Here is a 20,518-nt window from a genome sequence, read left to right as displayed (position 1 = left end):
ATAAAAAACGTGTACAGGCATAAATATGGGGTATGACCAACAAAAACGGGCCCCCGGAAAGGGCCTTGGAAAAAGCCCTGATCATCTAGGGAATGGGGGTGCCGGATCATGAAATGGCTTGAGTTGTTTCCTGAGTCGCTAAAAATACTGCTGATGCATCTTCCTAGACCGCTTCTAGAATCATTAGAGGAAGTTCGAATTCGTGAGGGAAGGCCTCTCGAAATTAACACAAATGGGGAGCACTATTTTGTAACCCGGCTTTCTAAGCCCTCAAAAATACAGTCAGAAGCATATTGTCCATCTAGGGAGGATACTCACCGATTTCTAGAAGTCATCAGTAATCATTCGCTGTACACCATGGAAGAAGAACTTCGCAAAGGTTTCATTACGATTCCAGGCGGTCACCGAATTGGACTGGCTGGAAGAACGGTACTTAAAAACGGGAGAGTAGAACATTTAAGAGATATCAGTGGATTTAATGTTCGGATAGCCAAGGAGATTAACGGTGCAGCGGATCAGATTATTCCACATCTTGTAGACTACCGAACTTCTCGAATCAAACATACACTCATCGTTTCTTCTCCCCAGCAAGGGAAAACGACACTGCTTCGAGATATAGCCAGACAAATCAGTCATGGAAGCGAGAAAAGAAGGAGTTATAAAGTGAGTATTGTGGACGAGCGTTCCGAAATTGCGGGTAGTTATAAAGGCGTTCCTACCTTCGATGTTGGACCAAGAACAGACGTGATGGATGCTTGTCCGAAAGCCGAAGGGATGATGATGCTGCTGAGATCCATGTCACCCGAAGTACTGATTGTAGATGAGATCGGCAGGGAAGAAGATGCAGAAGCAATAAAAGAGGCACTGAATGCCGGTATTTCCGTCATTGCGAGCGCACATGCAAGGGACATGGCTGACCTGAGCAAACGTCCATTCATTAAGGATCTAATTCAGGAAGAATTGTTTCAGCTGTACGTTATGATTGATCGCTTCGGTAAAAAAGTGACGTACAAACTGGCAGATAGTAAAAACAGAACCTTACAGCAGCAAGGCATTACGAACGCAGGTGGTGCTCATGCTTAAACTGATAGGTGCTCTGATGATCCTGCTTTCAGGAACTTTTCTAGGCATGTATCAAGCCAATCTTTTTGCTTCCAGACCCAAGCAGATTAGAGAGCTTGTTCTTATCTTCCAGCGTCTGCTGACGGAAATTAATTATAGTTATAGTCCGCTTGCCGATGCGCTTCAAAAGATAGGATTGCAAGCGAGTAAACCACTTGGACGTCTTTTCATAGCGGCTGCAGAGCATATGAACTCTCCTAAAGGGCATTCGGCAAACGAAAGCTTTCACTATGCGATAGACAAATACTGGAGCCAGACGGCTATGAAACAACCAGAGAAAGACGTGATACTTCAGCTGAGTTTAAGTCTCGGGACAAGCGACAGAGAGGAACAAAACAAACACATTACGCTTGCCATCCAGCAATTAAATCATGAAGAAATCACGGCTCGGGAGGATCAACTGAAATATGAAAAGATGAGCCGCAGTCTTGGTCTACTGGTCGGGGCGCTGATCGTCATTCTGATCTTATAGTGAGGTGCCAGAGTAAATGAATTTAGAAGTGAATGCGATTTTTCAAATCGCAGGTATCGGCATTATCATCGCCATGATTCATACGGTACTAAAGCAAATGGGAAAAGAAGATATGGCGCACTGGGTAACGTTAATTGGCTTTGTGGTGGTCTTATTCATGGTGATACGAATGCTCGACAATTTACTCCAGGAGATTAAATCTATTTTCCTTTTTCATTAAATAGAGCCTTATCTAAACAGGTGATTAGAAATGGAAATCATTCAAATCGTAGGACTTGGACTCATAGCGACCATCCTGATTCTTATAGTCAAAGAACAAAAGCCGCTTTTTGCGTTTTTGATTGCAACAACAGCAGGGATCCTAATCTTCATGTTTGTTATCGGCAAAATTGGTGCTGTGCTCCAGGTACTCGAGAGGATGGCCCAATCCTCCGGAATGGATGAGATCCATCTAAAAACAATACTGAAAATCATCGGTATTGCCTACATCGCAGAGTTTGGCGCACAAATTGTACGGGATGCGGGACAAGAAAGCATTGCATCCAAAATTGAACTTGCCGGCAAAGTGCTGATTCTGGTACTGGCTGTACCCATTATCAGTATTATTATCGAAACAGTGATGAAGCTGCTGCCGGTATAAAGAGGTGGAGGAAGTAAGATGTGATGAAAAATTCCAGTGGATCCCGCAATCAGATCGTGATTGTCACACTGATGTTGTGTTTTTTCTTTGCACTTGCAAACCAGGTTTTTGCGGACTCCCCTGTAACCGACTGGGCAAATAAGCAAGTTGAACAACTGCCGACAGAGCAGGTGGAAAGGTATTGGCAGTCCCTCATCGATGAATACGGAGGATTTTTCCCTGAAGGCAAGCTGCCCTCATTTATGGACATGCTGATGCCCGGCGGCGAAGCATTGAGCATCAAAAGCATGTTTGGAGCCATAGGCCAGTATTTGTTACATGAAGTTCTCTTCAATGCAAAACTGCTCGTTACGATCATTATGCTAAACATCTTAAGTATGATTTTAGAGACACTTCAAACGGCCTTCGAGAAAAGTACGATCAGTAAAGTGGCTTACGCCATTTGTTATATGGTGATTATCGTAATTTCGATTAACAGCTTCAGTGTCGCTATTGGTTATGCGGAAGAAGCGATCGATCGGATGATTAATTTTATGCTCGCTATGATTCCTCTGCTGTTTGCCTTACTTGCATCTATGGGGAACATCGTAACGGTCAGTGTTACACATCCACTCATCGTATTCATGATTCACACGATCGGCGTACTGATCTATAAGATCGTATTTCCGCTCTTGTTTTTCTCAGCTGTTCTGCATTTAGTCAGTTCTTTAACGGACAAGTACAAGCTGACACAGCTTGCGAACCTGCTTAGACTCATTGGAATTGGTGTACTGGGAGTCGTTCTAACGATTTTTCTAGGCGTTATCTCTGTTCAAGGGGCGACAAGTTCGGTTACAGATGGAGTTACGATTCGGGCAGCAAAGTATGTATCAGGCAATTTTGTTCCCGTCGTCGGCAAAGTTCTCGCAGATGCAACCGATACCGTGATAACAGCATCCCTGCTAGTTAAAAATTCGATTGGACTTGCGGGAGTCATTATTATTTTATTCTTATGTGCATTCCCAGCTCTAAAGATTCTGACTCTCGCTTTTATATATAATCTCGCCGCAGCCTTAATGCAGCCCCTCGGTGATACACCGATTGTGGGATGTCTGCAGGCAATTGGCAAGAGTTTAATTTATGTCTTCGCTGCGCTCGCAGCGGTCAGTCTTATGTTCTTTCTTGCGATAACGATCATGCTGACAGCTGGAAATATGACGGTAATGTTGAGGTGATCAAAATGAGGAAAATGACGAATCACAGGTACCCTTCGGTCAGAGGTCCTAATAAGAAGAGGATGTAAAAACGTACAGCACGGAGGTGGATGCAGTGGAATGGCTGAGCGGATGGTTGCGAGAACTAATACTAGTCGTTTTACTGGCTACCTTTGTGGATATGCTGCTTCCGAATCGCTCCATGGAGCGGTATGTCAAGCTTGTACTGAGTTTACTTATTCTGCTGACATTAATCACCCCCTTAATCAATCTGCTAAGCAGTGAACCCGATGCAAGACTTAAAGAAGCGCTTAGGGACTGGACTAAAGACGGGGCACAGATACAGGCGATGACGCTGGACGACATCCTGGACGAAGGGGAAAAGCTCCACAAGCAACAAGATCTAAAAGCAAAAGAATGGGCGGCTAAAGAAGTAGCGGATCAAATCAAAGAGCAGATCGAAAGAGAAACGGAGCTTCCGGTTGAATCGGTCAGCGTTGTCCTTGGAACCGAGAAAAAAACGGAGAAGAGTGCGGAGCTAACCTCAATTACCAGTGTGAAAGTCACGATGGGACAAAGTAATGAAGATAGACAGATAACGAGGAGTCCCGAAAACGGACCAATAGAAATTACTCCTGTGGATCAGAATCCCATTTCAGTCCAAATATCTGATCTTGCGAAAGAAGAGAATGCACCTGAAGAGAGGCCATATGATTCAGGAGAGGAAGCCGTCTCTGTTATGACAGGAACAGAAGCAGATCAGATCACGTCTTTGATTGAAGGACAGTGGAAGGTCGATGCCAAACATATTGTTATTTTGAAACCTGAAAGAAGCAGGGAACTGTAAACTACTTAAACCGAAAGGAGCAGCTGAAATGGGGAAACTGAGAAACAGTTTGAATAAATGGATAGGATCTTCTGAAGAAGGATCAACGAAACGAACGCAAACCTTTCGGTGGTTAATTATTGTCGGCTTGATTGGTGTGGCTATTATCATCATTAGTTCTTTCATTAATGTGAAAGAGATCGATACAGAAAACGTGGGGAGAGAGCCGCCGCTGGACAATAGTGTACAATCTGCTTTTGGTGCTGCGGAAGGTGAGATGACCCCTTTTGATACCACCGAGCATGCATTTGAATCCAAAATCAAAGGGATACTCGAACAAATTGTAGGCGTTGGAACAGTGGATGTTATGGTTACCATTGATTCTACAGAGGAGATTGTGGTCGAGAGAAACCGGCAGGATACACAGCAAAATACGGAGGAAACAGACGCAAATGGTGGGAAGCGCAGTATAACTCAGTACACAAGAGATGGGGAAATTGTAACCTATGATATTTCAGGAGACCAATCACCCATCATTACCAAGAAGATCAAACCTCAAATCCGCGGAGTACTCGTCGTTGCAAAAGGGGCAGAGAATAAAATTGTTAAAGATCTCATTACAGAAGCTGTCGAAAAAGGTTTAAACGTTGAATCCTATCGAATATCGGTTGTTCCAAGGAAACAAGAGTAGATGCATTCCTCACCTGTAGGTGGGAGATTTAATAAACTTAAATCAATTTGGGAGGAATAAAACAATGACTAACAAAAGACAAACGATATGGCTCGTATCGATGCTGAGTCTAATGGTCGTACTTTCTGCTTACTATCTGTTCACAGAAGATACGGGGACATCTAGCCAGGTAGCAGAAACACAACAAATCAAAGGCACGCCTAGTGATGCACAGGAAGCTTCCGCAACGAATCCGCTGGATGGACTTGTTATGAACGAAGTCGTTACAGAAGGTCTGGTAACAGGCGAACAAACAGATGAGACGGGTGCTCCCGTTGCACCTGAGGCAGTAGTAGAAGAAGAAGTATCCTCAGAAAAAACGGATGGGGCAAAAACAGATGAAGAAGTACTAAAAGAAATGGAAGCTCAAAATACGTCCGCTTCTGCAGCTAATATATTTGAAAACTACCAATGGGAGCGTACCGCTGAGAATTCCAGAATAGAAAGTGAACTGCTTGCAGCAGCAGGCGATAACAGTAAAACACCAGAAGAGAATGCAAAAGCTGTAGAGCAATTGCGTATACTAGAAGAGAAAAACTCGAAAATTACCGGGATTGAAGAGCAGCTTTCTCAGCAATACGCAAATGCGATTGTAGAAGAGGATAATGACCAATATAAAGTGGTTGTGATCAGCGAAAAACTGGAAGCGAAAGATGCGGTTACAATCGTCGATATGGTCATTAATGAGCTTGATGTAACACAAGATAAAGTTCGAGTACAGTACGTAAAAGAATAAACAGCGTACTCACTTTTAGGGAAGAGCCCCGGGACAACATTTCCGGGCTCTTTCCATTTTTAATGATTGTGATATAATACATAACGTTATCACTGTCCGAGTGAAGATGGCAGTATGCCGAAGGAGTGAACTATAATTAATGTTTAAATTAAATGAAATTAAAGAATTAATAAAGCTGATTGATGAAACTTCTGTTCAAGAGGTTGAGATTGAAAACGAAGGTTCCAAACTGACAATACGCAAGCCAGGTCCGACTGAATATGTACAAGCACCAGTAAACGTAAGCACATATCCGCCTGTAACTCAGATGATGCAGCCAAGTTTTGCAGCACCTGCAAGTAACACGCCTGGAAATCAAGCAGCGCCTGTTCAGGAACTATCTGAGAAGACGGAATCCAATTTACATAAGATTGTTTCGCCTATGGTGGGTACATTTTATTCCTCACCGTCGCCAGAAGCAGCAGCCTTTGTAAGTCCAGGCAGCAAAGTGACGGAGAAAACAACCGTATGTATTGTAGAAGCAATGAAACTCATGAACGAGATTGAAGCAGACGTTAAAGGCGAGATCGTTGAGATCCTCGTACAAAATGGTCAACTCGTTGAATACGGTCAACCTTTGTTCTTGGTTAAATCGGAGTAATCTCCTATTGGTGAACCACTCTGTAGTACGGTTTCATTAGAGTAAAGCTCCAAAGGAGGATATATAAATGAATTTTCAAAAAATATTGATTGCTAACCGTGGCGAGATTGCCGTTCGGATTATTCGTGCCTGCAAAGAACTAGGCATCTCAACGGTAGCTGTCTATTCAGAGGCAGACCGAGATGCGCTGCATGTACGTCTTGCAGATGAAGCATACTGCATCGGACCTGTTCTTTCAAAAGAGAGTTATCTTAATATTACAAATATAATGAGTGTTGCAACTCTTACAGAATGTGATGCCATTCACCCCGGCTATGGTTTTTTAGCTGAGAATGCTGATTTTGCAGAAATCTGTGAGTCTTGCAATATTTCCTTTATCGGCCCATCAGCAGAAGCTATTACCAAAATGGGAGACAAAGCGGTTGCAAAACAAACGATGAGAGATGCAGGTGTGCCTGTTATTCCTGGATCTGATGGACTGGTTGAAGATTTAGATGAGGCAGTTATGATTGCTCGCGATATCGGCTATCCTATTATTATTAAAGCCACTGCAGGCGGCGGAGGAAAAGGGATTCGCATCGCAGAGGATGAAGAATCTCTGATCAAACAAATTACAGCGGCCCAGCAGGAAGCACAAAAAGCATTCGGGAATGCTGGCGTTTATCTCGAAAAATTCTTAACAGGTATGAAACACGTAGAAATACAGATCATTGCTGACAAGCATGGTAATGCGGTTCATTTAGGAGAAAGAGACTGCTCCATTCAGCGCAGAAGACAAAAGCTGATTGAAGAAGCTCCATGTCCGATCCTAAGCGAAGAAACGCGGAAAAGTATGGGGGATGCTGCAGTACGTGCTGCACTGGCTGTAAACTATGCTGGAGCGGGAACTCTTGAATTCTTGCTCAGCCCTAACGGGGATTTTTACTTCATGGAAATGAATACCCGTATCCAGGTAGAACATCCTGTTACAGAAATGGTTACCGGCGTGGATCTCATCAAAGAAATGATTTCTGTAATTGAAGGGAATCCGTTGTCCTTTACCCAGGAAGAAATTACGATTAACGGCTGGTCCATCGAATGCCGAATTAATGCAGAAGACCCTAGCCGTAATTTTATGCCTGCTCCAGGCAAAATCAATTTCTATCTGCCTCCTGGAGGCCCGGGAGTAAGGGTAGACAGCGCTGCTTACCAAGGTTATAACATTCCGCCATATTATGACTCTATGATTGCGAAACTAATTGTATGGGCTCCTACACGGGATGAGGCGGTTAGCAAAATGAAACGTGCGCTTTCTGAGTTTGCGGTAGAAGGTATTCCTACTACGATCCCATTCCATATGAGATTGCTTGAGCATCCGGTGTTTGGAAAAGGCGATTTTGATATTAAATTTTTGGAAGAAAACGAAGTTTAATTGTCATAATAAGCTTGTTTGTCATAATGTCCAGCGAATGCTATAGTATGAATAATAAGTACGCGTGTCTTCTTGTGGACGTAAGGAAACTTAAACTTTGAGAGGTGTGTTGATATCATGAGCACATTGCCGACGGAATTTGAAAGAACTGAGATTGGTGAAATACAGATTGCACCAGAAGTGATTGAAGTCATCGCGGGTCTTGCAACCGTTGAAGTCAGCGGTGTAGCAGGAATGAGCGGTGGATTCGCTGGCGGCTTTGCTGAACTGCTTGGTCGTAAAAATTTGTCCAAGGGTGTAAAAGTCGAAGTTGGTCAACGCGAGGCTGCTGTTGACGTTTCTGTTATCATCGAATATGGAAATCGTATTCCTGATGTCGCTTCTTCCATTCAACAAAATGTGAAACGCTCCATTGAGAACATGACAGGCTTAACTGTTGTGGAAGTCAATGTGCAGGTACATGATGTTCAGTTCAAAACGGCTGAAGTTGTGAATGACCCGGCTGAGCTGACTCCACAGCGTGTGAAATAAAATAGTTGACCTAAACCCCCGGTGATCGCACCAGGGGTTTAGTCCTTCCTTTTTGATTGGATTTAAAGCTTTTTTTATTTGTTGATTGAGGAGGTTATTCTGTTCGTGGCTAAAATACTGGACAGGCTTTTGCTGTTTTTCTACAGTTTAAGTGTTGGCATTATATCTGTACTGATAATCCTCCTTTTAAGCGGTCTTACTCCTGATCTTGTTCAGAGTCAGTATAATGAAATGACAACGATTATTGTTATTTCCTTTGCCGCTGTTCTGTTCTTACTTAGTATGCGGTTCTTCTATATTTCTGTTCGCAGAGACCAAGGTTCGCTGCCCTCTGTTGATCAGCGGACGGAGTATGGTGATGTCCAGATTTCGATGGAAACGATTGAAAATCTGTGTCTGAAGGCCTCATCTAAATTCCGAAGTGTTCGTGATGTAAAGTCTCGTATCCATGTTACGGAAGCGGGCCTTGAGATTACAATTCGTGCGATCGTTGACGGAGAAAGTTCGATCCCTCAGCTGACAACAGAATTACAAAAAGCAATTCATGACTATGTACAAGAAATTACAGGAATTCCGGTATCTCATGTATCGGTATATATTGCTAATCTTGTTCAATCACCGAACTATAAGAGCCGAGTAGAATAGAGGTGACTCACGGATGCCGTGGAAAGAAATCTGGGAGAGTCATAGAGGTCGGATTATTGGAATTGCCGGAGGGTTATTTTTCGGTATTGTTTATTTGATGTTTGGATTTTGGGATATGTTGTTCTTTGCACTCGTGGTGTTTATCGGATATACGCTTGGCAGAAGAAGGGATGAGAAATTACCCCTTGTTCTTCCTTGGAGGAACTGGATGGGTTATCTATCTGAACGCTGGCGTCCATTCAAATAAGACCTGTGATATGCTATTTTTGCCAAAAAGAGCTGCAGTTTCTTCATGTCCATTTTTGGGAAAAGATTAGCATAACGCAGGTTTTTTTGTGTGAAGAATAAGGATAATAGGTTATGTATATGAGAAAGAAGCAGGAGGCAGGAAATGAAAAGACGTTTGGCGAGGGAATTTGTAGTACAAAGTTTGTATTCAATGGAAATGAACGCTGTGGAGGCTGAACAAGCCGTAAATATGCTGTTTAAGGAAGCAGCGGAAGAGAATGAAGGGGAAGTTGAAGTTAAGAGTGAAGATGCAATGCGTGCATACGTACTTGAGCATGTTCGCGGGGTATGGGAAACTAAAGATGCACTCGACAAACTTCTTGTCGATTATCTGAAAGGCTGGCAAGTGAGCCGTTTATCCAGAGTCGATCGTCAAATTTTGAGATTGGCAGCTTATGAGATGTTGTATCGTGAAGATGTACCAGCAAAAGTATCCGTTAACGAGGCGATTGAGTTGTCCAAACATTTTGGTACAATTGAATCCGGTAAATTCGTTAATGGTGTACTTGGAAAAATGATTCAGGATATTGATACTTTGAAATCAAACCTCTAGTCAAATCAAGGGAGAGAAGAGACATGACGGCAACGATTATTAGCGGAAAACAAGTATCTGAAGAAATTCGTAAAGGAATAACAGAGGAAGTGGCACAGCTAAAAGAACAAGGTATTGTTCCCGGGCTTGCTGTAGTTCTTGTTGGAGAAGACCCAGCTTCACAAGTTTATGTACGCAATAAGGAAAAAGCGTGTCATGATCTTGGTTTCTATTCTGAAGTACACCGCCTTTCTGCAGATACGTCTGAAGAAGAGCTTCTTGCACTAGTTGATCGATTGAACCGTCAGATGAGTATTAATGGAATTTTGGTGCAATTGCCTCTACCAGGGCATATTGACGAGAAAAAAGTGATAAATGCAATTTCGGTGGATAAAGATGTAGATGGATTCCATCCTGTAAATGTTGGTAATTTGGTGATTGGAGACGACAGTTTGCTTCCTTGTACACCGGCAGGAGTTATTGAACTGATCAAGCGTACGGGGCTCGAAATTAGCGGAAAACATGCAGTTGTTATTGGTCGCAGTAACATAGTAGGTAAACCCGTATCTCTGCTTCTACAACGCGAAAATGCTACAGTGACCATGTGTCATTCACGGACAGCAAATATGCAGGAAATTGCTAAGCAAGCAGATATCCTAGTTGTGGCAATTGGCCGTGCTAACTTCATTGACGCAAGTTATATTAAAGAAGGCGCGGTTGTCATCGACGTAGGCATGAATCGTCTAGAAACCGGTAAACTTGCAGGCGATGTTGATTTTGAAAGTGCAAAAGAAGTATCGGGTGCAATTACTCCTGTTCCTGGCGGAGTGGGACCGATGACAATTACGATGCTCATGCAAAATACGCTGCTTTCCGCAAAACGTGCTCATGGTCTGAATTAAAAAGGGGTGTTCTGATGGCAGAACAGCGGATTTACTCTATAAAAGATATCAATCGTTATATTCGGATGAAGATGGATTCAGATAACCTGTTGTCGAGTGTATGGATTCGCGGGGAAATATCGAATTTTACGCATCATTCGAGCGGTCATATGTACTTTACCCTGAAAGATGAAGGAAGCCGAATTAAGTCGATTATGTTTGCAACACATAATCGGCGTCTTCCCTTCATTCCGAAGGAAGGAGCGAGAGTAATCGCTCAAGGAAATATCACCGTATTTGAACGAGATGGACAATATCAATTTTATGCAACTCAAATGCAGCCTGACGGTATCGGCAGTCTGTATTTGGCTTATGAACAATTAAAAAAGAAATTAGAACAGGAAGGTCTGTTTGCTGCGCAGCGCAAACGTCCTTTGCCACGATATCCAAAAACGATTGGCGTAATCACCTCACCGACTGGTGCAGCAGTGAGAGATATTATTACCACCATCACTCGCCGCTATCCACTTGCTGAGGTTATTTTATATCCTGTGGTTGTACAAGGGAAGACTGCTGCGCCATCGATCGTTAGAGCGCTTCGAGCGGTGAATCAAATGGCAGAAGCGGATGTGGTTATTGTGGGCCGCGGAGGCGGATCTTTAGAGGAACTGTGGGCATTTAATGAGGAGATCGTCGCAAGAGCGATTACAGAGTCTGAAATTCCGGTCATCTCTGCGGTAGGTCATGAAACCGATTTTACAATTGCTGATTTTGCTGCAGATGTTCGTGCAGCTACCCCAACAGCAGCAGCAGAACTTGCCGTTCCGCACCAGATGGAACTTAAGGACCAAGTTGATGTAATGAAGCGCAGACTGAAGCAAAGTTTGATGATGAGAGCAAAACATGGAAGAGAACGTCTAAATCAGTTATCCCGTTCATCCGTGCTTGTGAACCCAAGCCGGTCTCTGATTCAGCACACAGAGCGATTAGATCAGCTGACCATGAGACTTTCGCGATCTACAGACTCTAAGCTGCGCTTTGCACGTGAAAAACAAGAACGGATGAAGATCTCTTTGTCCAGATTTAATCCATCAGACCAAGTTGCCGCAGCTCAGAAGCAGGTTGTACAAAACCGGAGACAGCTCGAAGCTGCAATGCGAATTCAAATAAAAGAAACACGTCAGAAGCTAGGAGCAAGTCTTAGGCATCTAGACGCGTTAAGTCCTTTGAAGGTAATGTCGAGAGGCTATAGCCTTGTCTATAATGAAGACGAAAAACAGCTTGTGAAATCTACCCATGATGTATTACCAGGTGATGTAATTAAGATCAAGCTGAGTGATGGCGGACTCTCCTGTGAAGTGCGGGAAATAAAGGAGGATGATAAAGATGACAAATGAAGCGGAACTCAGTTTTGAAGCAGCGATGGCTGAACTTGAAGAAGTGGTAAACCAGCTCGAACGAGGGGATGTTCCTTTGGAACAAGCGATCGAGCTGTTCCAACGTGGAATGAAGCTGTCTCAGCTCTGTAACCATAAGCTTGAGCAAGTAGAACGCAAAATTGAGATTATAGTAGAAGAAGATGGAGCTTACCGTAAACAAGCATTTGGCGGCATGGAAGAAGAGGGCGGTGTCTCTCTGTGACGAGACCTTCCTTAGAGCTCTATATTCAGAACATCGCTGACATACTCATGAATGAACTTGAACATGTTATACCGGCGGATTGGGATGTACCGACACATTTAAAAGAATCGATGATGTACTCGCTCATGGCGGGCGGAAAAAGACTACGCCCTGTCCTCGTGCTTGCAGCTACAGAAGCCTTTGGAGTAGATCGCAAAGCGGCATTACCGGTAGCGGCTGCCGTAGAAATGGTGCATACCTATTCACTTATCCATGATGATCTTCCGGCTATGGATAATGATGATTATCGCAGAGGGAGACTCACGAATCATAAAGTGTACGGAGAAGCTATGGCTATTCTAGCGGGAGATGCGCTGTTAACGCATGCTTTTTACAGTATCATTCAGTCGGGTAGAAAGTATGGCATCCCTGCGGATCGTTTGCTTGATATTGTTGAAGATCTATCTGAGTATGCGGGTGCACGCGGAATGGTCGGCGGTCAAGTGGCAGATATGGAAGGTGAGCAAGGAATGACCTCTATGTCTCAACTAGAATATATCCATCTTCACAAAACAGGGGATTTAATGATTTTTTCGCTTGTAGCGGGAGGTCGCATCGCGGGAGCAAACGAAGAACAACTTCAAGCTTTACGTATTTTTGGACGAGATTTGGGTCTCGCTTTTCAGATACAGGACGATATTCTTGATTTGATCGGTGATGAACAGAAACTTGGAAAGAAAACACAGAGTGATGTTGCTCAGCAGAAGGTAACTTATCCATACTTTATCGGGATGGAAGAATCCGCAGCTGAAGTGAAACGCCTCACACAATCGGCTAAGGATGCGCTTATCCAAGGGGGAATTCCTGACCCAGCACGTCTATTTGAAATAGCAGATTATCTCATGAAACGTGATCATTAATCTGAAAAACCACCCTAAAATCATGATCGGAAAATGACGAAATTTATGATTTAGGTTGTGATGTGATATAATGGGGACTATGTTTGGAGATACTTATCAAAAATTTATGAAGGAAAGCGGGGATTTCACGTGCTGCTTCCACAAATTAAGGAACCTAACGATCTGAAATCATTGTCTGTGGATGAACTAGTCTCTCTATCTGAAGAAATACGTCAATTTCTCATTGAGAAGCTATCGTACACAGGGGGGCATCTGGCGCCGAATTTGGGAGTGGTAGAGCTCACGGTTGCCCTGCATTACTGCTATAACAGTCCAAAAGATAAAATGATATATGATGTTGGTCATCAATCTTATGTTCATAAGGTACTTACAGGCCGTATGGATCGTTTTGATACGCTTCGCAAATATAAGGGAATGTCCGGATTTGTGAAACGAAACGAAAGTGAGCATGACGTCTGGGAAGCCGGTCACAGCAGTACTTCACTGTCAGCTGCCATGGGGATGGCATATGCCAGAGATTTAAAAGGCGAAGGCAATAAGGTTATTGCAATTATTGGTGACGGGGCACTAACAGGCGGTATGGCTTTTGAAGCGCTGAATCACATCGGTCATGAACAGAAGAAAATGATGGTTATTTTAAACGATAATGAAATGTCTATCGCACCTAATGTCGGGGCTATGCATAATTATTTGAGTAAAATTCGCTCGGATCGCCATTATTTGAAAGCTAAAGATGAAGTTGAGTATCTTTTAAATAAAATTCCTGCCATCGGCGGCAGATTAGCTAAATCCGCTGGATGGCTCAAAGACAGTTTTAAATATATGATGGTACCGGGTGTTCTCTTTGAAGAGCTTGGTTTTACTTATCTTGGACCTGTGGATGGTCATGATCTGCCGAAACTTATAGAGACATTCAAACAAGCAGATAATGTAAATGGTCCGGTTCTCGTCCATGCAGTAACCACCAAAGGTAAAGGTTATAAACCGGCAGAAGCCGATTCTGTTAAATGGCACGGTATTTCCCCATATAAGATTGAATCAGGGCAAGTACTGAAATCAGTGGGAAATCCGATGTATACCGATATTTTTGGTCAAACTTTAATTGAACTTGCAAAACAGGATGATCGAATTGTTGCTGTCACTCCTGCCATGCCGGGCGGTTCAGGTCTCATTCCATTTAGTAAAGAGTTCCCTGACCGGATGGTCGATGTAGGAATTGCAGAACAACATGCGGCAACCATGTGTGCATCGCTTGCGATGGAAGGTCTGAAACCTGTATTTGCTGTTTATTCAACCTTCATGCAAAGAGCATATGATCAAATCGTACATGATATCTGCCGCCATAATGCCAATGTCATGTTTGCTATTGACCGTGCCGGTTTTGTAGGTCCAGATGGGGAGACACACCAAGGTGTCTATGATGTGGCGTTCATGCGTCATATACCGAATATTGTAATCATGATGCCTAAGGATGAGAATGAGCTTAGACATATGATGAAGACGGCACTCGAATATAATGATGGACCGATTGCTTACCGTTATCCTAGGCTTAATGTTGTCGGTGTTCCGATGGATCAGGAACTGAAGACGATTCCAATTGGTTCGTGGGAGACAGTAAGACAAGGTGAGAAATATAGCATTATTTCCGCTGGTCCTATGATTCAAGTGGCGGAAGAAGCTGCGGAAATGCTGAAACGCGATGGCATGCAGGTAAGTGTAATTAATGCCCGATTCTTCAAACCGCTGGATCATGAACTCTTAATGGAGCTTGCTCAGAATGATACGAAGATGATTGTGCTTGAAGAAGCTTGTGAAGCAGGCAGTCTCGGAAGCAGCATACTTGAATTTTTCTCTGAAAAAGGAATGTATGAAGCGAAAGTTCACCTTATGGGAATTCCAGATTTGTTTGTTGAACACGGCAGTGTGAAGGAACAACGGGAAGAGGTCGGTCTTACGGCAGAATCCGTGTGTGAGGAAATGCGCAAACTGAAGTTACAATATGCTTATGATCTTCCAAAAACAAGTCTGCCTTCCTGAGCCCATCAATTAAATATTTTGGAACAGGAGAAACTCATGTCAGTCCCTAAAGAACGAATTGATATATTATTGGTAGAACAAGGTTTTTATGCAAGCCGTGAAAAAGCAAAAGCCGCTATTATGGCGGGGCTTGTTCTGGCTGATGAAGAGCGGATCGAGAAACCAGGAATGAAAGTTCCCAGGGAGTCCGTTATAAAGGTAAAAGGTGCAGTGCATCCTTATGTGGGTCGCGGAGGTTTGAAGCTGGAAAAAGCAATCAAACACTTCCATCTGAACATGGAAGGAAGAACGATGCTCGATATTGGTTCGTCCACTGGCGGATTCACCGATTGTGCATTGCAGCATGGCGCTGCTCATGTATATGCAATTGATGTAGGTTATAATCAGCTGGATTGGTCATTACGTAATGATCCGCGCGTAACGGTCATGGAAAGGACCAATTTCAGATATGTAACTCCTGAAGATCTTACAGGACCGGTACCTGATGTGGCGAGTATTGATGTATCTTTTATTTCCTTAAAAATCATTCTTCCTCCGCTGCTGAACCTGCTTAAACAACCAGCAGATATTGCTGCACTGATCAAGCCTCAGTTTGAGGCTGGCCGTGAGAAGGTTCCTAAAACAGGTGTTGTACGAGAGCCTAAAGTGCATGCAGAAGTGCTGCATTCCATTATCGCCTATGGGAAGGAACTCGGCCTTGAACTCCAGGATCTCACCTTCTCTCCAATTACAGGAGGCGAAGGGAATATTGAGTTTCTTGCACACTGGAGATTAAATCCTCCTGAGATGAGGACAGAATCATCCATGGATACAGATGCTTTGATACAGTCTATTGTGAAACAAGCATCGAATACATTTACCTGAAACTCATCTTCGGATGAGTTTCTTTTACTGAAAAGGGATACTAACCGACTGCCCATTACAGGAAATTGAACATAAGTTCACGAATATTTTCTGTAGAGGTGGTTGCATGGAAGGTCAATATGACAAAGTGGTTATCGCTTTTTTTGGTTTAATCGTGTTGATCTGGATATTATATGGTGTACGTAAATGGCTTCAAGACCCTGCGCCTGAACATATGCCTGAACTTATGTTAAACGAAGAAATTCAGGAACATCCGGCTCTTTACATTTTAGAGAGAGAAGGATATGAAGTTATTGGAGGGAAATTAAAGGTTCCGCTTTCTTTTCAGGTCAATCAAAATACGCTCTACAGCAGATTATTTATTGATTATGTAGCCGAGAAGGAAGACGAGGTTTATATTGTTAAAACATCCCGAAGCCGCATGCCGGTAGAATGGACGGGATCAGGAATTAGAGATCGATTGCTTCTGTATCTTTTGCTCTATCCGGCATGCGATGGTCTACTTTATGTGGATACAGAAGAGGAAACAATCAAGCGCATATCCTTACTGGATGAAGATGATTATTTGTATGATCCAGGGGATGAGTAAACAGGAATAATAATGAGCACGACAATTGGAGGCATGTATGAAAGGGCAACGACATATTAAAATTCGTGAAATTATCAGTCAAAATGATATTGAAACACAGGATGAACTGGTGGAAGCACTGCGTAAGTCTGGATATCAGGTAACGCAAGCTACCGTCTCAAGAGATATTAAAGAACTTCTTCTTATTAAAGTGCCTACAGAAGATGGCAGGTATAAATACTCTTTACCGACCGATCAAAGATATAATCCGGGACAAAAATTAAAACGTGCTTTAGTCGATAACTTTCTTAGTATCGATCACACTACGAATCTTGTGGTTATGAAGTTCCTTCCCGGTACAGCAAATTCCGTAGCAGCGCTCCTTGATAACATTGAATGGCCGGAAATTATGGGAACCATCAGCGGAGATGATACCATTCTTGTGATTTGCCGAACGGAAGAAAACAGTAAGTCATTCATTAATCAAATCATGGGATATATATCGTAAAATATAATAAAAAATCGAGCGAACATACGTTTCTTTTTCGAAGAAAATAGTGTAAAGTATAAACGAAGATGAAAAAAGCAAACGGACGTTCCCTGTGCTTTTTTTTGGGGAATGTAATTACACGTAATTAACGTGATCATCGGAGGTGCAATGCTGTGCTTTCTACACTATCTATTCGAAATTTAGCAGTTGTTGAAGCTGTGGATGTTCATTTCCATGCGGGATTTCATGTACTTACCGGGGAAACGGGCGCAGGTAAATCGATTATTATAGATGCACTTGGTCTTATTGCGGGAGGCAGAGGATCAGCTGATCTCATACGATATGGCTGTGATAAAGCGGAGATGGAAGCTATGTTTGAACTTCCTGGCTCTCATCCCGTATGGCAGACATTATCAGGGCTCGGTATTCAGGCGAAACCAGACGAACATTTGATTATACGCCGTGAACTCATTTCAACAGGGAAAAGTGTATCTCGAATTAATGGACAACTAGTTAACTTGACCATGTTACGTGAGGTTGGAGAACAGCTCATTAATATCCATGGACAACATGAACACCAAAGTTTATTGCGGGCAGAGAAGCACTTGGGTCTGCTCGATACATATGGAGAAAGTATCATTGGTCCGATAAAACTGAAATATACAGAGCAATATAAAGCATTCGTAAAAGTAGAAAAAGAAGTTCGTCAGCTTCAGGAATCAAGTCAAAAAGCATATCAATTACTTGATATGTATCGGTTTCAGTTAGAAGAGATATCAGCCGCTAAACTCGTACCGGGCGAAGATGAATTACTGCATGAAGAAAAGGTCAAACTATCCCATAGCGAAAAAATGATGGATTCTGTTGCAGGAGCTTATGATATTCTTCAAGGCTCTCAGGGGCTCGAGGCGGTTAGTTACGCAATCTCAAAGCTTGAAGATATCAGTGGATATGATCAAAAAGGGATTAAGCCTATATTAGACCAGCTTCAGTCCGCTTTTTATCAATTGGAAGATGCTGCGTTTCAGCTTCGCGGATATCGTGATGATATTGAATTTAACCCGGCGAGACTGGGTGAAGTGGAAGAACGACTGAATATGATTACCGGTCTAAAGCGTAAATATGGGGACAATGTGGAATCCATTCTCCAATATTATGCCCAAATCGAACGGGAAACAGATCAGCTTGAGAATAAAGATGAGCGCATGGAAAAATTACTCGCCGAACGTGATCGTTACTTGGCGGAATTACTCATTACAGCAGAGAAAATGAGCATGGCTCGTAAGAAATGTGCAGAAGAATTATCAGAAAAAGTGGAACGAGAACTAAAGGATTTACAGATGGAACGAACATCCATGAAGGCTCAGATTTCTGTCGTAGAGGACCCTCGCGGAGTGGAATGGAATGGTCAGCGGATCCGGATTACGAAACAGGGAATTGACAGTGTGGAATTTCTGATATCCGCAAATCCAGGTGAACCCCTTAGACCTCTGGGCAAGATCGCTTCGGGTGGGGAGATGTCGCGGATTATGCTTGCCCTAAAAAGCATCTTTGCAAGACATGATCAAATCCCAGTATTAATTTTTGATGAAGTCGATACGGGAGTAAGCGGAAGAGCAGCTCAATCTATTGCTGAAAAATTGTTCCTTTTATCCTCCACTTGTCAGGTCTTTTCCATAACACATTTACCACAAGTGGCTTGTATGGCAGATCATCAGTATCTAATTGAGAAAAAAGTGCATGAGGAACGGACAATGACACAGGTCGAAGAACTTTCTGAAGAAGGACGAATAATGGAGCTCGCAAGAATGCTTGGCGGTGTTGAAATTACAGAAAAAACAAGACATCATGCACAGGAAATGCTTAAACTTGCGGAAGCCAAAAAAGGGGCTGAAGTACTTACGGAGCAATGATTGACAGTAATAAAAGACCAAGTCCAAGGTTATGTTATAGTTACGCAATTGGCGACCACCTTTCGTCAAGCGAACGAAGCAAAGGGAGTGTGACAGCCACTTGAAGCTTAACCTTGGAAAGAAACTTATTGGACTTATTGTTGTCTTATCTATCTGTCTGTTCGGACAGACCCTATTGCCCGTGTTTAGTTATGCCTCATTGCCAGATGAGCTACGTTTATTAGCTGGACGGGAAACACACCTCGAAGTATCTGCGCCCGTGGATGCGACCGTCTCTGACCAATCAGAGGTGCTGCAAGTAAAGAAAGAAACCTCCTCTAAACTTTCGGTTTCTACCAGGCAACATTCCATTCATTTGAACCCTCAACAAGAGGGAACGACAAAACTTACATGGAAGTTGTTTGGTAAAATCCCGCTAAAAACGACAGATGTGCTTGTCGTGCCTGATTTGAAAGTAGTACCTGGGGGACAAACCATCGGAGTTAAGGTAAAATCAGCTGGTATTCTGGTTGTAGGTCATCATTTGGTACACGTAACGAGTAAGGATCCTGTGTCACCAGGGGAAGAGGCAGGTATCAAACTGGGTGACTTATTGACTCATATGAATGGCAAAGCGATCACAGGAGTGAATGCAGTTGCTGATACCGTTCTGGAGTCAGGAAAGACGAAGAAACCCATTGATATTACGTTATCTCGTCAAGGGAAGGTCATCAAGACGAAGTTAACTCCTGTGTTTGATGAAGAAGATCAAGTTTGGCGTCTTGGCCTTTACATCCGGGACTCAGCCGCCGGTGTGGGTACTTTAACTTTCTATGCACCAGATCAAGGTGTGTACGGAGCTTTAGGTCATGTGATCACTGACATGAATACGCAAACGCCAATTGTGGTTGGCAGCGGCGAGATTGTCCAATCTAATGTTACTTCCATCGCAAAGAGCGAATCTGGCGATCCAGGTGAGAAACGAGCGATCTTTACAAAAGAAAGCAGAATTCTTGGAAATATCGAAAGAAATACTCCCTTTGGAATTTTTGGAAAAATGCCTGTGAATCCAGAACACAGTTTATATCAAAAGCCTATTCCCGTCGCATTTGCACATGAAGTGAAAGAAGGACCTGCTGAAATTTTAACGGTTCTCGAAGGACAAAAAGTAGAACGATTCACGGTTGATGTCGTTCATGTCTCACCTCAAGATCATGCGGCTACAAAAGGACTTGTTATTCGAATTACCGATAAACGTCTAATTGATAAGACAGGTGGTATTGTACAGGGGATGAGCGGCAGCCCGATTATCCAGAATGGCAAACTTATTGGAGCTGTAACTCATGTTTTTGTGAATGATCCTAAATCGGGTTATGGATGTTTCATTGAATGGATGTTAGAAGATGCTGGAGTAGTAATCCCTAATAAGCAAACAATGAATCTTAAGGCGAGTTAAGCCTTAAGATTTTTTGTCGAATAC

At 43.0% G+C, this 20,518-nt stretch carries 24 protein-coding genes; all 24 read left to right on the top strand.

Annotated elements, in window-relative coordinates; translation table 11 throughout:
• Positions 1–108: 108 nt before the first annotated feature.
• The 24 genes from spoIIIAA to spoIVB all read left to right on the top strand — a co-directional run bounded on the left by spoIIIAA (position 109) and on the right by spoIVB (position 20,494).
• A complete protein-coding gene (gene spoIIIAA / locus KJS58_RS01145; protein WP_213529740.1) occupies positions 109–1,083 on the top strand; it encodes a stage III sporulation protein AA in 975 nt (324 codons plus the stop codon).
• A complete protein-coding gene (spoIIIAB, locus tag KJS58_RS01140) occupies positions 1,076–1,594 on the top strand; it encodes a stage III sporulation protein SpoIIIAB (RefSeq protein WP_213529738.1) in 519 nt (172 codons plus the stop codon). Before spoIIIAA ends, spoIIIAB begins: the two co-directional genes overlap by 8 nt.
• Before the next feature lie 16 nt (positions 1,595–1,610).
• Positions 1,611–1,814: a stage III sporulation protein AC gene (gene spoIIIAC / locus KJS58_RS01135; protein ID WP_191799151.1), complete on the top strand. Its 204-nt coding sequence runs from the start codon at positions 1,611–1,613 to the stop codon at positions 1,812–1,814.
• Between the two features lie 30 nt (positions 1,815–1,844).
• Entirely contained in the window at positions 1,845–2,234 is a 390-nt protein-coding gene (gene spoIIIAD / locus KJS58_RS01130) for a stage III sporulation protein AD (protein WP_160033457.1), read from the top strand.
• A 23-nt stretch (positions 2,235–2,257) separates the two neighbouring features.
• A complete protein-coding gene (spoIIIAE, locus tag KJS58_RS01125) occupies positions 2,258–3,448 on the top strand; it encodes a stage III sporulation protein AE (protein WP_213530243.1) in 1,191 nt (396 codons plus the stop codon).
• 94 nt (positions 3,449–3,542) lie between these two features.
• Positions 3,543–4,274, top strand: coding sequence for a stage III sporulation protein AF (spoIIIAF, locus tag KJS58_RS01120; protein WP_213529736.1), 732 nt, complete (start codon positions 3,543–3,545; stop codon positions 4,272–4,274).
• Positions 4,275–4,302: 28 nt separating this feature from the next.
• A complete protein-coding gene (gene spoIIIAG, locus KJS58_RS01115; protein ID WP_213529734.1) occupies positions 4,303–4,944 on the top strand; it encodes a stage III sporulation protein AG in 642 nt (213 codons plus the stop codon).
• A 64-nt stretch (positions 4,945–5,008) separates the two neighbouring features.
• A complete protein-coding gene (locus KJS58_RS01110) occupies positions 5,009–5,719 on the top strand; it encodes a SpoIIIAH-like family protein (RefSeq protein WP_213529732.1) in 711 nt (236 codons plus the stop codon).
• A 139-nt stretch (positions 5,720–5,858) separates the two neighbouring features.
• A complete protein-coding gene (gene accB, locus KJS58_RS01105) occupies positions 5,859–6,359 on the top strand; it encodes an acetyl-CoA carboxylase biotin carboxyl carrier protein (RefSeq protein WP_213529730.1) in 501 nt (166 codons plus the stop codon).
• Positions 6,360–6,426: 67 nt separating this feature from the next.
• Positions 6,427–7,770 carry an acetyl-CoA carboxylase biotin carboxylase subunit gene (gene accC / locus KJS58_RS01100; RefSeq protein ID WP_213529728.1) on the top strand — a complete coding sequence of 448 codons (1,344 nt, stop codon included), beginning with the start codon at positions 6,427–6,429 and terminating at the stop codon, positions 7,768–7,770.
• A 117-nt stretch (positions 7,771–7,887) separates the two neighbouring features.
• Positions 7,888–8,301: an Asp23/Gls24 family envelope stress response protein gene (locus KJS58_RS01095; protein WP_213529726.1), complete on the top strand. Its 414-nt coding sequence runs from the start codon at positions 7,888–7,890 to the stop codon at positions 8,299–8,301.
• Between the two features lie 105 nt (positions 8,302–8,406).
• On the top strand, positions 8,407–8,946 hold the full coding sequence (gene amaP, locus KJS58_RS01090; protein WP_213529724.1) for an alkaline shock response membrane anchor protein AmaP: 540 nt from the start codon (positions 8,407–8,409) through the stop codon (positions 8,944–8,946).
• A gap of 13 nt (positions 8,947–8,959) precedes the next feature.
• Positions 8,960–9,193 (top strand): DUF2273 domain-containing protein, encoded by a 234-nt coding sequence (locus tag KJS58_RS01085; protein ID WP_213529722.1) that lies wholly within the window; start codon positions 8,960–8,962, stop codon positions 9,191–9,193.
• 144 nt (positions 9,194–9,337) lie between these two features.
• The gene (nusB, locus tag KJS58_RS01080; protein ID WP_213529720.1) at positions 9,338–9,787 is read left to right on the top strand and encodes a transcription antitermination factor NusB; all 450 of its coding nucleotides are present in this window, start codon (positions 9,338–9,340) and stop codon (positions 9,785–9,787) included.
• A gap of 23 nt (positions 9,788–9,810) precedes the next feature.
• Positions 9,811–10,668 (top strand): bifunctional methylenetetrahydrofolate dehydrogenase/methenyltetrahydrofolate cyclohydrolase FolD, encoded by an 858-nt coding sequence (gene folD, locus KJS58_RS01075; RefSeq protein ID WP_213529718.1) that lies wholly within the window; start codon positions 9,811–9,813, stop codon positions 10,666–10,668.
• A 14-nt stretch (positions 10,669–10,682) separates the two neighbouring features.
• Entirely contained in the window at positions 10,683–12,044 is a 1,362-nt protein-coding gene (xseA, locus tag KJS58_RS01070) for an exodeoxyribonuclease VII large subunit (protein ID WP_213529716.1), read from the top strand.
• Complete coding sequence (xseB, locus tag KJS58_RS01065) at positions 12,034–12,288, top strand: exodeoxyribonuclease VII small subunit (protein ID WP_160033433.1); 255 nt, start codon at positions 12,034–12,036, stop codon at positions 12,286–12,288. Before xseA ends, xseB begins: the two co-directional genes overlap by 11 nt.
• On the top strand, positions 12,285–13,187 hold the full coding sequence (locus tag KJS58_RS01060; protein WP_374705767.1) for a polyprenyl synthetase family protein: 903 nt from the start codon (positions 12,285–12,287) through the stop codon (positions 13,185–13,187). Before xseB ends, KJS58_RS01060 begins: the two co-directional genes overlap by 4 nt.
• Positions 13,188–13,316: 129 nt before the next feature.
• Positions 13,317–15,224 carry a 1-deoxy-D-xylulose-5-phosphate synthase gene (gene dxs / locus KJS58_RS01055; RefSeq protein WP_213529714.1) on the top strand — a complete coding sequence of 636 codons (1,908 nt, stop codon included), beginning with the start codon at positions 13,317–13,319 and terminating at the stop codon, positions 15,222–15,224.
• Positions 15,225–15,260: 36 nt separating this feature from the next.
• Entirely contained in the window at positions 15,261–16,088 is an 828-nt protein-coding gene (locus KJS58_RS01050) for a TlyA family RNA methyltransferase (protein ID WP_213529712.1), read from the top strand.
• Between the two features lie 106 nt (positions 16,089–16,194).
• Positions 16,195–16,677 carry a hypothetical protein gene (locus KJS58_RS01045; RefSeq protein WP_213529710.1) on the top strand — a complete coding sequence of 161 codons (483 nt, stop codon included), beginning with the start codon at positions 16,195–16,197 and terminating at the stop codon, positions 16,675–16,677.
• Between the two features lie 37 nt (positions 16,678–16,714).
• Complete coding sequence (ahrC, locus tag KJS58_RS01040) at positions 16,715–17,164, top strand: transcriptional regulator AhrC/ArgR (RefSeq protein WP_160033425.1); 450 nt, start codon at positions 16,715–16,717, stop codon at positions 17,162–17,164.
• Between the two features lie 155 nt (positions 17,165–17,319).
• Positions 17,320–19,059, top strand: coding sequence for a DNA repair protein RecN (gene recN, locus KJS58_RS01035; protein WP_213529708.1), 1,740 nt, complete (start codon positions 17,320–17,322; stop codon positions 19,057–19,059).
• A 100-nt stretch (positions 19,060–19,159) separates the two neighbouring features.
• Positions 19,160–20,494: a SpoIVB peptidase gene (spoIVB, locus tag KJS58_RS01030; protein ID WP_213529706.1), complete on the top strand. Its 1,335-nt coding sequence runs from the start codon at positions 19,160–19,162 to the stop codon at positions 20,492–20,494.
• The last annotated feature ends 24 nt before the right edge of the window (positions 20,495–20,518 follow it).

The organism is Paenibacillus sp. J45TS6, assembly GCF_018403285.1.
In the GTDB taxonomy this organism is placed as follows: domain Bacteria; phylum Bacillota; class Bacilli; order Paenibacillales; family Paenibacillaceae; genus Paenibacillus.
This window is presented reverse-complemented; position numbering and strand designations above follow the sequence as displayed.